A 12,672-nucleotide genomic window follows, 5' to 3' on the forward strand; every position below is an offset into this window, starting at 1 on the left:
AGCAGCCAACCGCTTTGCGTTACAATAGCTGCCTGAACCCAAAAATAGTCTTATTGTCATGAAACACGCCAAAAATAACCCTTTTTTAGCGCGTTGGCGCCAACACTGCCAAGTGTGGGTAGACAACCGCAGCAGCACCTCAACCATCCCCAGCCAAGCCGATTTCTGTCGCTGGGTGTGGCAAAGCTGCAAAAATGATTACCGCCAAGCACACGTTTCCGTGTCGCTGTGTGACGAAGCAGAAGCACAAACACTCAACCATGATTTCCGCGATAAAGATTACGCCACCAATGTATTGAGCTTTGCCTTAAACGAAGGCGAAGACATGTGTTTACCCGATTCAGGCAGCCTTCACGGTGATTTGGTGTTTTGCCCCGCAGTGGTGGCGCGCGAAGCCACCGCACAGCACAAGCACCTAATCGCACACTATGCCCACCTCACGGTTCATGGCACCTTACATCTGATGGGCTATGATCACATGAATGATGACGAGGCCGAAATCATGGAAGCACTTGAAATCCGCATCCTGCATCAGCTAGGATACGATAACCCTTACGCACAGGATGAATACTGATGGACGACACCGAGTCGAAGCCGCCGAGTTTTTTTGAACGTTTAATCAGCCGCATTACCGGCGATGCACCGGAAAACGCAGAAGATGTGGCGCAAACCCTGCGTGAAGCGCACGAAAATCAAATTTTTGATGCCGACACGCTGCAATTATTGGAAAATTCGCTGGATTTTGCTGACTTGGAAGTGCGCGACGCCATGATAACGCGCAGCCAGATGGATGTAATTAAAGCCGACGAGCCCCTTGAGCGCATCATGCCTTACATTGTGGACACTGCGCATTCCCGATTTCCCGTGATTGGTGAAGACAAAGACCAGATTCTGGGCATTTTGCACGCCAAAGATTTACTTAAGTATTGGAATCGGCCGGATCAATTTCAGCTGGAACAGGTATTGCGTGCACCAGTATTCGTGCCCGAAGGCAAATCACTCAATAGCCTACTCAAAGAATTTCGCGAACAACGCAACCACATGGCCATTGTGGTCGATGAATTTGGCGGCATTTCAGGCTTAGTAACGTTCGAAGACATCATCGAACAAATCATCGGTGACATCGAAGATGAGTTTGACGAGGACGACAGTGCCGACAATATTTTTGCGGTTTCTGCTGAGCGCTTCCGTGTGAATGCCATCACTGAAATTGCCGACATCAATGCGTTTTTTGGCACTCAATACAGCGATGAAGAAGTGGACACCATTGGCGGACTGGTTATTCAAGAGTTTGGCCATTTGCCCGTGCGGGGTGAAAAAATCACCATCGGCAAGCTAAACTTCACTGTAGCACGCGCCGATGCACGCCGTTTGCATACCTTGATGGTCACCCCCAATAACGACGAAAACCAGGCCGATTAAGCTTGCTTTCTTAATTTCAGGCAGCCTTAATGCTGCCTGAATATGTTTTGACCTCGCTGGCATGGCCGCATTGTTGCTTCAGCTTATTTAAGGATTGACCATGGCATTTGCCTCCCTCCTCACTTTATTGGATGACATCACTGCGGTTTTGGATGATGTTGCCTTGATGACCAAAATGGCGGCCAAAAAAACGGCTGGCGTCGTGGGCGATGATTTGGCGCTCAACGCCAATCAGGTCACCGGCGTCCAAGCTGACCGAGAATTGGCGGTCATTTGGGCCGTGGCCAAAGGTTCTTTAATCAATAAAATCATTTTGATCCCGCTGGCTTTGCTGATTTCTTATTTTATACCCGCGTTAATTACCCCTTTATTGATGGTGGGTGGTGCTTATTTGTGCTTTGAAGGGGTGGAAAAACTATGGCACAAAATACGTTCTGGCGAACACGCCGCTGATCAACACCAAGCCGCTGAGGACATAAGCACTCCGGCAGATGAACAAGCAAAAATCCGCGGTGCGGTGCGTACTGATTTCATTTTATCGGCAGAAATCATCATTATCGCCTTGGGTGTGGTGGCCGATATGGCGATGTGGCCCAAAGCAGTGGTCATGACGTTAATCGGTGTGGGCATGACGGTATTGGTGTATGGCGTGGTGGCGTGCATCGTCAAAATGGATGATGCTGGTTTGTGGTTAGGCCGCCAATCCTCTGCATTGGCACGCGCCTTGGGCAAAGGTTTAATTGTGACCGTCCCCTGGCTCATGCGCTTGCTGGCAGTAGCAGGCATGCTGGCGATGTTTTTGGTGGGCGGTGGCATCATGGTACACGGCTTGGCATTTGTGCATGATTTCTTGCACGCGCAACACTGGGACAGCGGGCTCATGAACATGCTCGCTAATTTGGTGGTGGGCATCATAACCGGCATGGTGGTGTGTGCGGTGGTACTGCCACTGATGGCGTGGCGCCAACGACGCGCCAAAGCACATTAACCCCAGACAAACAAAGACACCCATGACCTCATCTGCTGTTTCCCCAACCACGTCGCCTCGTTGGCAAACCACACTGGCACGCCCGTGGCTATACTGGCCTTTGCTGATTGGTTCGGCAGCCGCCACACCGTGGGCCTTTGCACCTTACCGCCTATTTTGGCTGTTGCCGCTGCTGTTTGCCTTGCTGGTATTGCTTACCCTACTTCGCCCAGACAGGCAGATTCGAAGTGCCTATTTATGGGGCTTGGTGGCCTATTCGGCGCAATTTTATTGGATCAATATTGCGCTGCATGATGTTGCGGGATTGCCTCAATTGTTTGCCATTCCGCTCACTTTGCTGCTGCCTGCTTATCTGGCGGTGTATCCAGCACTCAGTTTTTGGTTATTGGGTTTGTTCAGGCTGCCTGAAAGTCTGCGCATGGGTGTGGTATTGCCACTATTGTGGACATTGACTGAGTTTATACGCGAACACGCGCTGACCGGTTTTGGCTGGGGTGCGCTGGGGTATTCACAAATTGCCGCCTCGCCGCTCGCCGCTTGGGCACCGCTATCCGGTATCGCCTTAGTCACCTTAGCCACCGCATGCACGGGAGCATGGCTGGCATTGCTCCTTAAAGGTACCCAATCCACCCGCATGTATGCCAGTATTGGTTTAGTGGCTTTGTGGCTGGGCAGCATGGGCTTGGCGCGCATTCACTGGACACAACCAGATGGCAGCCACGCCCGAGTGGCTTTGGCACAAGGCAATATTGCGCAAAGTCTAAAATGGGATGAAGCACAATTTGCGCCCACATTAACGCGCTACTATCAGCAAGTACAACACAGCCAAGCCGACATCATTATTTTGCCGGAAACCGCCATCCCAGTAATGCGTCAAGATTTACCGCCGCAAGTACTATCGGCGTTCGCCGCTGCAGCCAAACACAACCACGCAGCACTGGCAGTGGGCATGGTTCAATACACCAGCGATGGGCGCGGCTATCAAAATGCCGTGGTGAATCTGGCCGATTACCACGACAACACACCCGAGGCCACGCTGCCTTATTATGCCAAAAATCATTTAGTGCCTTTTGGCGAGTACATCCCGTTACCGGCGCTCACAGGCTGGCTCTACCAGCTAATGAACATGCCTTTGGCTGGATTTTCAGGTGGTGGCGATGCGCAAGCACCTTTGCGCTTGGGCAACCAACGCGTGGCTTTCAATATCTGCTACGAAGATGGCTTTGGTGATGAGCTGATTGCCTCGGCCAAACAATCTAGTCTATTGGCCAATATCAGCAACATGGCTTGGTATGGCCAATCCCATGCCATGGACCAACACCTACAGCAATCACAAGCTCGCGCTTTAGAAATGGGCCGATATATGGTGCGCGCCACCAATACTGGCATGACGGCCGTCATTAACCCCAAAGGCGAAATCACCGCACTGCTGCCGCCGGATACTGCTCAGGTTTTAACTGCCGAGATTCAAGGACAGCAAGGCAATACCCCGTACATGCAATTGGGCAGCAGTCGGCCTTTGATGGCCTTGTTGGTGCTGTTGTGCGTGGCACTGTGGTGGCGAGGCCGGCGCCATAAACCCGCCACTAAGGCATAATCCGCGCTACATATATATTCAAAAAAGGCTGCCTGAAACATTTCAGGCAGCCTTTTTTGCAACACAACGCCATTATTGCCAATTTTTCTTTTTTGATGTTTTACCGATACCCGGATTGAAGCTATTGGTGGGATCCAGTTTGCGGTAAAACTGTTTGAGTGCAGGTTTGGCTTCATACAAGTGGCCCACATTATGTTCAGCCGGATACTGTGCGCCTCGTTGATCCAGTAGCGCCAGCATTTCTTCCTCAACCGCCATGCAATCAGTGCCTTTTTTGGCAATGTAATCCTGATGAAATACATGGCAAAAGAAATGACCATAATAAAGCTTGTGGATAAAGGCTTGATTGATGTGGTCAGGTAAGGTTTCAAACCAATCTTTATCATTGCGTCGCAAGGCCACATCCAAAGCCACGATGTCCTCTACCGTATCGGGGTGTACATCACGATACCGCACTGCTGCACCAGCCACTGCAAATCGGTGCAACATGGCCGCTTGCGATTCTTTGGCATCACAACGGAAATAGGCGCTGTCTTTGCCTTGGAAAAATTCCTTCAAAAAAGCATCGGCTTCAGCAATGCCTTCATCGCCCATCTTCAAAATCAAATGGTGTTCATAACGGTCGCGGTAATCACGCAGCGATTGTGGCAAATGCGGTGGTAAAAATTTGCACAAAAATTGCGCCACATGATCGGTAAAATATTTGGGTAAAAACGGAATTTTCTGAGCAATGCGGTCCACTTTATTCTTAAAATCAAACAGCATGGGCAGACGATCAGTACCAAATTTCTGAATCAGCAGGAACGTATCTTTGCCGTATATGGCCGCCACATCAAACGCTTCGCGGTGGATGTATTCCCCAGAAATCGGCAAGTTTTTAAAATTTGCCAAAATATGGCGGCGAATGTCATCCAATTCAGCCGTGTTGTTGGTGCCAATGTAATAAACTTGGGTATTTTTTTCCAACGGAAATGTATCCAGACGTACGCCAAACACCATCAGCTTGCCGGCACTACCCGATGCCTCATAGTGACGCGATGGATCGGCATTGAACCGCGCCGGAGTATCTGCATCAATTTCACGAACATGATGGCAATATTCATGATCGTGACCAGCACCCACATCGTGTTGCACATCCTTGGCCTGGTAATGGTGATTTTGTAAGTTGGTGAGTATTTCTTCAGGGGTTTGGCCCAAATCAATGCCCAAATGATTCACCAATTGTAACTGCCCATGTTCGTCCACCTGGGCAAACAGTGCCATTTGTGTGTACGCTGGGCCGCGCTGAATCAAAGCGCCACCCGAGTTGTTGCAAACACCACCAAATACCGAAGCACCAATACAGGAAGACCCAATCACGGAATGGGGACCACGCTGAAACGGTAATAGGGCTTTTTCCAAGCGATTGAGCGTGCTACCAGGCAAACACACTACCTGCTTACCGTCTTCAATCACTTGCACACCTTCCAGACGGCGTGTGCTGACAATCACGATAGGACGGTCATAATCATTACCATCAGGCGTAGAGCCACCGGTAAGACCGGTATTGGCCGCCTGCGTAATGACAATCACATCGGCTGCCACACAGGCCTGCAAAATTTGCCACTGTTCTAATAAGGTTCCCGGGATCACCACCGCCAAAGCATTGCCCACACCAAAACGGAATCCTTGCCGGTACGGCAGTGTATGTGCAGGGTCGGTGAGCGTGTGCTCGGTGCCCACAATTTTTTGTAATTGAGTGATCAAAGTGTGTGCGTCAAATGTAGCCATGGTTAAAGCTCCGAATGAGTGTTGCTGCGTTATTCAGGCAGCTTGATGTGATATATGCAATTATTCTACTATGCTACGCAGCAATCATCATGAATGAAAGTATCTTTTCATTTATGAACATTTTATCCACTACCTCACGCATCCGCAGAATCGGGCAAGAACCCCCCGCTTTGATGCTGCCACAGCTTGGCATACACCCCATTTTGCGCCAGCAGTTCTGCGTGAGACCCCTCCTCTACGATCCGCCCTTTATCCATGACCACCAAGCGATCCATAGCTGCAATGGTGGACAGGCGATGAGCAATGGCCACCACCGTTTTCCCGCGCATGAGTTCAGTCAGATTTTCTTGAATGGCGGCTTCCACTTCAGAATCCAAGGCGCTGGTGGCCTCATCCAAAAGTAGAATCGGAGCATCTTTCAGCATCACGCGGGCAATGGCTATGCGCTGGCGCTGGCCTCCCGATAACTTAATACCGCGTTCGCCCACATGAGCATCATAGCCTTGGCGTCCTTTAGCATCGTGCAACGTGTGAATAAAACCATCGGCTGCCGCCTTTTCTGCCGCCAGTTTAATGTGTTCGGCGCTGGCATCCGGCCGACCATAAACAATATTGTCGCGCACAGATCGGTGCAGCAACGAGGTATCTTGGGTAACCAAACCAATTTGCGCACGCAGACTTTCTTGGGTAACTTGGCGAATGTCTTGCCCATCAATATCGATCTCGCCTTGTTGCACATCATAAAAACGCAACAACAAATTGGTGAGCGTGGTTTTACCGGCACCGCTGCGCCCCACCAATCCCACTTTTTCGCCGGCCTTGATGTGTAGATTAAAATCCTGCAGCAGCGGTTTATCAGTGTCATAAGCAAAATGAACATGCTTAAACTGGATATCGCCCTGGGTCACTTTGAGCGGTAACGCTTTGGGCGCATCCACAACCATGTGGGGTTTAGACAGCGTATTCATCCCATCTTGTACTGTACCGATGTTTTCAAACAGGCGCGCACTTTCCCACATCACCCAATGAGACAAACCATTGATGCGCAATGCCATGGCGGTAGCGGTGGCTAAGGCACCCACTCCCACTTGGCCGCGCATCCACAACCACACACCTAAGGCCGCCGTACTCACAATCAACAACATATTGATGGCCGTACTCAAGCTATCCAAAATCGTACCTAAGCGCATTTGCGCATGCACAGTATTCAGAAATTCTTGCATAGAAGCACGCGCATATGCCGACTCCCGAGCACTGTGTGAAAACAATTTAACAGTGGCGATATTGGTGTAGGCATCGGTAATGCGGCCAGTCATCAAACTACGCGCATCAGCTTGACGCTGAGCGGTTTGCGCCAGACGGGGAATCAACAAACGCAAACTCAGCACAAATAACACCACCCACACCACAAATGGCAACAACAACCAGCGATCCAAACTCACCAAAATCACACCAGATGTCACAAAATACACCAATACATACACCAGCATATCAGCCACCGACATCACGGTATCCCGCACCGCCAGCGCCGTTTGCATCACTTTTGCCGATACCCGTCCAGCAAATTCATCTTGATAAAATCCCATGCTCTGGCCCAGCATCAAGCGGTGAAACTGCCAACGCAAGCGCATGGGGAAAGCGCCCTGCAATGTTTGTAAGCGCACGTTGGATGCCACAAACGACCACACAATGCTCAGTAGCAATACACCCACCATAGCCAGCAACGGCCACCCTTTCTCAGCCCAGAGTGTGGCAGGGGTGTATTGCCCCATCCAATCAATAATGGTGCCCATAAATTGAAAAATCAGCGCTTCTAGAATGCCCGTCCCCACCGTCAATAGCGTGAGCACCAACAACCAGCCGCGCGAACCAGCCAGACAAGACCAAATAAATGCCACCACACTTTTTTGCGAAGGTTGCGTTAAGGTTTCAGGATAGGGATTGATGCGGTTTTCAAACCACGAAAAAAATCGGTTCAACATAATTTAACCAAGGTTTTTAGCCATATAAAGCAAAGAAAATACTCATATGGTCACTTAAAAAGGCTGCCTGAACAATCAGTGGGACGATTTTGTGCGCTTGCTCTCGTCATCTGACTACGGTCTGTGGCATAAAACAATATGGGGTCGCCGCTTGATGCTTCAATCACAAGCGCCCGATAACGGCAACAAAGAAGCCACGTGCGTTCGTCTGACCACCTCACTCGGTGCGGATGATGGCTGTCACGATTGTAGGGTTGGTCATAGAGCCAATGCTGCCACAATGGCGACAAACTCCCTGAAATTTGGGGCTTGTCGTCAATCAAAATATCTCCACGCACCCAAGTTTTGTCTTTGGTCAACACAATGCGGCTTAACCAAGACTCGCCCAGATACTGGCGAACCCAGTCAAATTTTTCGGTCACACAATGTTGGTAATCATGAATGGGGGATGTACATATACGGACATCGTGACCCGCAGCCAGCAACCGCTGAATCGCATCCAGCCCCGCTTCAATAGGCGGCAAGTTAGCAAAAAAACCGACCCCGCTGTAAAGCGCATGCAATTGCTGATGGTAGGCAGGTTCCATGTCATCACGCAGGTAAAAATGATGACGCTCACCCAGCGGTGCAGGTACACCGTAACGGCGAAGCCACGCCTCACGTATGCCTAAATCAAAATCGGCCAATACGCCATCCTGATCAATCAACAGCAGTTTGCATTCCACCGTGCCATCCTCTATCACTTCAGCATATTTTTCAAAGCTAGGCGCACACCTTCACTGACTTCGGTATTTTCAGGCAACCCTTTGCATGCAGCCTGGGCCTCGCGTTCACTGTAACCCAGTGCCAACAAAGTACCCACAATGTCACCATGACTGCCTACAGCCAACGGCGCCAATAAGCTCCATCGTCTGAAGTACCTAATTTACCACGCAATTCCAACACCATGCGTTCGGCGGTTTTCTTACCAATACCTGGTGCCGCCGATAAGCGTTTCACATCCTCGGCCGCCACCGCCTGAGCCAACTCTTGGCTGGATAAGGTCGACAGAATACCCAAGGCCGTTTTGGCACCAATACCAGACACCTTCACCAATTGCCGAAATGTTTCACGTTCTTCGGCGGTGCCGAAGCCAAACAGCAAATGTGCATCTTCGCGCACCACCAATTGGGTATACAGTTGCACCGTTTCGCTCAAAGCCGGTAAAGCATAAAACGTTTGCATGGAAACCTGCACCTCATAACCCACGCCCTGCACATCCACCAACAACAATGGCGGTATTTTTTCCACCAATGTGCCACGCAAACGGCCAATCATAATCACTCCTTGTTCAGGCAGCTTCAATAACAAAAGCCCGTGCATGATAACACGGGCGCAAACTGCAAAAAGGTGATTTCTAGGAGTGATTACAGTGCAGTCAGCACTGCTTTTTTCATGCTGTCGGCACGTTCCTGTTCACGAAACGGCCCCATGCGCACCACGTAGTTGTTTTTGACCTTCACCAGTGAAGCTTTGTTATCGCTATTTACCGCTTTTAAATGCTTGCTGGTGGCATTCAAATAAGCCTGTGCTTCTTTGACATCGCGAAAGTGCTGCAAATCCACATAGATGTTGCCATTTTTATTGGTTGCCACGGCCTCTTTACTGCCTTGGAGCTGCTCAACCCGCACCCGTGCGGTACCGTGGCTGATGAAGCCCAATTGCTGAGCGGCGGCTTGGGAAACATCCATGATGCGGTTGCTGTGGAATGGCCCACGGTCATTAATGCGAACCACAACGGTTTTGCCATTTTTTAAATTGGTGACGCGCGCATAACTAGGAATAGGCAGCGTAGGATGGGCCGCAGTCAGCTGATGCTTGTTGTAGCGTTCGCCTGATGAGGTTTTACGGCCATGAAATTGACCGCCATACCAAGAGGCTTTGCCTTCTTGGGAAAAATCAGCCACTTTTTGCAGTGGATAATAACGTTTGCCGGCTACTTTATAGCTTTTGTTGGCAGTGCGGTGTAGTTGCTCGGTTTTAACCGGGCTGTCTGAACTTAATTTCGGAACCGCGCTCGGCGCGTGATAAACGGGCGCCATCAAGCGGCCATTCGGTTCTGCCGCAGCAGGATTCATCAATAAGGTACACAGGCCAATGGTGGCACTTACCCCAACAAAAAATACATTCTTAGCCGTAGTCAAACCGGTATCCATTCTTGAGTTAAAAATAGCAGTGCCCACAATCCACCTGTTTGAACAATCAATAAAGAAATGAGGTGATATTGTTACTTGGGCGATGGCGCAAAATCCCATTGAGATTTCAAACCAATAATGATCATTGCGAATGATCAAGGCATGTTTGGCACGTATAAAACGGCAACACACAATCAAACATTAATTGAAAACCATTGTTATGGCTCAATGTTAATGAATTCGGAAAAGGCCAGATCCAAACGGCGCGCCAACGCACGTAAACAGCGGCATCCAAGCATGATTCCAAACATCAACAACCGCACACAAAAACAGCAGTAAACAATTAAATCATAGACTTAACGATGGGCTACTATGCCAAAAAAACCATAAGGCCGTCAAAAATTTTTCATAATGGGCGCGCCAAGGCCCACGCCCAAACCGAGCGGGCGCCCGCTTTTTTCAGGGCTTGCGCCAATTCAGCGATTGTTGCGCCAGTGGTCACAACATCATCGATTAACAGCACGTTACGATTCTTAACATCTGCATTAATTTTAAAAATGCCGCGCACATTGCGCAGCCTTTCGGCTTGTTTCAGTGTGGACTGCGCCGCGCGATGAATGCGGCCAATACGCAATGGTGACAACACGGGCCAGCAATAATGCTTTGCCAACGCATCAACCAATAAACCACTTTGATTAAAACCCCGCATTGACAGACGCTTTCTACTCAATGGCATGGGCAGCACCAATATCTCATCAATTACTTCAGCACCCAGCCACGGCGGAGCGTGCTCGACCATCAAAGCCGCAATGACAGGTGTCAATACGGCTTGATGTTGGTGTTTGTAGGCATACAATAAAGTGCTGATGGGTGGTTGATACGCATAAGAAGCAAATAAAGCCACCGTGGGTGGTGGGTGCGTCTGGCAATGGCCACACAACACACCATGCAAGCTTAAGCGGGCGCAGCCCGGACACGTTTGGTTTTCATCCAAGCGCAGTATCTGCATATCGTTCAGACAACCCGCACACAGCCCTAAAGAAGACGAGGTTTCGTGGCATAATACGCAATAGGGTGCGCCAATGATGGCGCGTTCTATGTTAGCCAGCCAAGACAGACGATTGCCCATGTCCTCACCTCATCCCGTTTGGCTGATTCACGGCTGGGCCGCGAATCACCACATATTTGATCCAGTGTATGCAGCGCTGCCACGTGCTTTTCAGGCAGCCTATCATGCACCCGACTTGCCCGGCCACGGTACCACAGCATTGTCGACAAATGCTTTCGACCTATCCGCCATCGCCGCAGCGTATGCGGCTCAAGTGAGTGAACCGGCACACATATTGGGCTGGTCGCTCGGCGGCATGGTGGCCATCAAAATGGCCGCGCACTACCCTGATAAAGTGGCCTCCTTGTGTCTAGTCGATAGTCTGCCCAAAGTGATGGCCGATGCCAATTATCCCCAAGGACTCAAACGCCTAGCTTTTGCTGACATGGTGGCGCAATTTGAAACAAATTACCAGCAGTCTATGGGACAGTTCTTGGGCCTACAAATGATGTATGCGGCGAAGGAAACACGCCGTCAGGTGGAAAATTTATTACCCACCATCGCAGCAGGTGGTACGCCTACTGGTTTGCGCGCAGCATTAGCCGCCTTATTGGCCGCAGATTTGCGCCAGATTTACCACTCATTCGCTGCCCCACTTTATTGATTTACGGACAACGCGATGCCCTCACCCCAGTACGCATGGGGGAATACCTGCATCAATGCATTCCGCAAAGCCAATTGCATATCATCCCGCAAGCGGCCCATGCACCATTCCTCAGCCACACCACCGAGTTCACCCACCTTATTACCTATTTTTGGGAGCGCCTTGCCCCATGAGTCAGACAACCCTACCTAATGCGGATGATTGGTTTATTCATGCGCATTTGGCCACCACCATGGATGAGCGGCTACTGGCCGTGAAAGCCCAACCTCAACACATTATTTTAGCGGGTGCCGATGCCAACCACAGCTATGGTTGTCTGAATGCCCGTTATCCGCAGGCAGCCTTTCACGAATATGACAGCCGCAAAACCCAGCTTCAGGCAGCCTTATCCCTGCGTAAGCAATCGCGGTCATTGTGGCAAAAAATTGGCACTAAGCTACCGCCGCAAACTGCCAGTGACGCCTTGCCCAATCAGGAAACAGCAGACATGGTGTGGGGCAATTTGGCCTTACTGCACCAACCCGAACCCAGCGCCGTATTCGACAATTGGGCACACGCACTCAAACCCGATGGTTTGTTGTTTTTCACCCACGTAGGCCCTGATACACTTAAAGAAATCCAGGCACTCTGGCAAGCCCAGGGCATTGCCGTAACAACGCCGCTGTTCATTGATATGCACGATTTGGGCGACATGCTGTTCCACCATGGCTTTTACGATCCAGTAATGGACATGAGTAGGCTCACACTGCAATACACCCAGCCCCAACGATTCATCTGCGACATGCAAGTTGCGGGCATTTGGCAAAGCCTGCATTTTCATGACGAACAGGCTGCCATTCGAGCTTTAGAAAAAGCATGGGCCGATGGCTCCGTTCACGACGTCACCTTGGAGCTGGTGTATGGACATGGCATCAAAAAAACCGTATTGCCCGTCAACCAAGCCTTGGTACAGTTCTACCCCCATCGGCCCACACCCTTAAAAACCAACACATCTGATTAATACATGAATGGATTGGAAGTTAGAAAC

Annotated in this window: 12 protein-coding genes and 1 pseudogene; 7 read left to right on the forward strand and 6 right to left on the reverse strand. The window is 50.3% G+C overall.

All coding sequences use genetic code 11. The annotated features are described in order from the left end of the window. The first annotated feature begins 58 nt into the window (after positions 1–58). From ybeY to lnt, 4 genes are all read left to right on the forward strand, one after another. Entirely contained in the window at positions 59–574 is a 516-nt protein-coding gene (ybeY, locus tag A2F46_RS01800; protein ID WP_066565963.1) for an rRNA maturation RNase YbeY, read from the forward strand. Continuing rightward, the gene (locus tag A2F46_RS01805; RefSeq protein WP_066565964.1) at positions 574–1,422 is read left to right on the forward strand and encodes an HlyC/CorC family transporter; all 849 of its coding nucleotides are present in this window, start codon (positions 574–576) and stop codon (positions 1,420–1,422) included. The genes ybeY and A2F46_RS01805 overlap by 1 nt, the downstream gene beginning before the upstream one ends. 100 nt (positions 1,423–1,522) lie before the next feature. Continuing rightward, the gene (locus A2F46_RS01810) at positions 1,523–2,410 is read left to right on the forward strand and encodes a DUF808 domain-containing protein (protein ID WP_066565965.1); all 888 of its coding nucleotides are present in this window, start codon (positions 1,523–1,525) and stop codon (positions 2,408–2,410) included. Between the two features lie 22 nt (positions 2,411–2,432). Next, positions 2,433–4,007 carry an apolipoprotein N-acyltransferase gene (lnt, locus tag A2F46_RS01815; RefSeq protein ID WP_066565966.1) on the forward strand — a complete coding sequence of 525 codons (1,575 nt, stop codon included), beginning with the start codon at positions 2,433–2,435 and terminating at the stop codon, positions 4,005–4,007. Between the two features lie 72 nt (positions 4,008–4,079). Here the strand turns inward: lnt and dld are convergent, their stop codons facing one another. From dld to A2F46_RS01850, 6 genes and pseudogenes are all read right to left on the reverse strand, one after another. Further along, a complete protein-coding gene (gene dld, locus A2F46_RS01820; RefSeq protein WP_066565967.1) occupies positions 4,080–5,777 on the reverse strand; it encodes a D-lactate dehydrogenase in 1,698 nt (565 codons plus the stop codon). A 134-nt stretch (positions 5,778–5,911) separates the two neighbouring features. Beyond that, positions 5,912–7,759: an ABC transporter ATP-binding protein gene (locus A2F46_RS01825; RefSeq protein WP_066565969.1), complete on the reverse strand. Its 1,848-nt coding sequence runs from the start codon at positions 7,757–7,759 to the stop codon at positions 5,912–5,914. Between the two features lie 50 nt (positions 7,760–7,809). Continuing rightward, positions 7,810–8,484, reverse strand: coding sequence for a 5'-3'-deoxyribonucleotidase (locus A2F46_RS01830; protein WP_231867679.1), 675 nt, complete (start codon positions 8,482–8,484; stop codon positions 7,810–7,812). Positions 8,485–8,498: 14 nt separating this feature from the next. After that, positions 8,499–9,076 (reverse strand): annotated as a pseudogene (gene ruvA / locus A2F46_RS01835) (Holliday junction branch migration protein RuvA). 89 nt (positions 9,077–9,165) lie between these two features. Further along, positions 9,166–9,840 (reverse strand): septal ring lytic transglycosylase RlpA family protein, encoded by a 675-nt coding sequence (locus tag A2F46_RS01840; protein ID WP_066566407.1) that lies wholly within the window; start codon positions 9,838–9,840, stop codon positions 9,166–9,168. Between the two features lie 499 nt (positions 9,841–10,339). Further along, positions 10,340–11,062, reverse strand: a complete 723-nt coding sequence (locus A2F46_RS01850) for a ComF family protein (RefSeq protein WP_082783538.1) — start codon at positions 11,060–11,062, stop codon at positions 10,340–10,342. Between A2F46_RS01850 and A2F46_RS01855 the strand changes: the two genes are divergently transcribed. From A2F46_RS01855 to A2F46_RS01860, 3 genes are read left to right on the forward strand one after another with little or no spacing between them, the layout of a single operon-like run. Beyond that, the gene (locus tag A2F46_RS01855) at positions 11,061–11,645 is read left to right on the forward strand and encodes an alpha/beta fold hydrolase (protein ID WP_231867680.1); all 585 of its coding nucleotides are present in this window, start codon (positions 11,061–11,063) and stop codon (positions 11,643–11,645) included. The genes A2F46_RS01850 and A2F46_RS01855 overlap by 2 nt on opposite strands. Beyond that, positions 11,591–11,818 (forward strand): alpha/beta fold hydrolase, encoded by a 228-nt coding sequence (locus A2F46_RS13380; protein ID WP_369796304.1) that lies wholly within the window; start codon positions 11,591–11,593, stop codon positions 11,816–11,818. Before A2F46_RS01855 ends, A2F46_RS13380 begins: the two co-directional genes overlap by 55 nt. Then, positions 11,815–12,645, forward strand: coding sequence for a class I SAM-dependent methyltransferase (locus A2F46_RS01860; protein WP_066565974.1), 831 nt, complete (start codon positions 11,815–11,817; stop codon positions 12,643–12,645). Before A2F46_RS13380 ends, A2F46_RS01860 begins: the two co-directional genes overlap by 4 nt. Positions 12,646–12,672: the final 27 nt, after the last annotated feature.

The organism is Snodgrassella sp. CFCC 13594 (assembly GCF_001590725.1).
In the GTDB taxonomy this organism is placed as follows: Bacteria; Pseudomonadota; Gammaproteobacteria; order Burkholderiales; family Neisseriaceae; genus Snodgrassella.

Coding starts and splice junctions, on each gene's coding strand:
- ybeY (WP_066565963.1), top strand. CDS start 59: ATGAAACACGCCAAAAATAACCCTTTTTTAGCGCGTTGGCGCCAACAC.
- A2F46_RS01805 (WP_066565964.1), top strand. CDS start 574: ATGGACGACACCGAGTCGAAGCCGCCGAGTTTTTTTGAACGTTTAATC.
- A2F46_RS01810 (WP_066565965.1), top strand. CDS start 1,523: ATGGCATTTGCCTCCCTCCTCACTTTATTGGATGACATCACTGCGGTT.
- lnt (WP_066565966.1), top strand. CDS start 2,433: ATGACCTCATCTGCTGTTTCCCCAACCACGTCGCCTCGTTGGCAAACC.
- dld (WP_066565967.1), bottom strand. CDS start 5,777: ATGGCTACATTTGACGCACACACTTTGATCACTCAATTACAAAAAATT.
- A2F46_RS01825 (WP_066565969.1), bottom strand. CDS start 7,759: ATGTTGAACCGATTTTTTTCGTGGTTTGAAAACCGCATCAATCCCTAT.
- A2F46_RS01840 (WP_066566407.1), bottom strand. CDS start 9,840: ATGGCGCCCGTTTATCACGCGCCGAGCGCGGTTCCGAAATTAAGTTCA.
- A2F46_RS01855 (WP_231867680.1), top strand. CDS start 11,061: ATGTCCTCACCTCATCCCGTTTGGCTGATTCACGGCTGGGCCGCGAAT.
- A2F46_RS01850 (WP_082783538.1), bottom strand. CDS start 11,062: ATGGGCAATCGTCTGTCTTGGCTGGCTAACATAGAACGCGCCATCATT.
- A2F46_RS01860 (WP_066565974.1), top strand. CDS start 11,815: ATGAGTCAGACAACCCTACCTAATGCGGATGATTGGTTTATTCATGCG.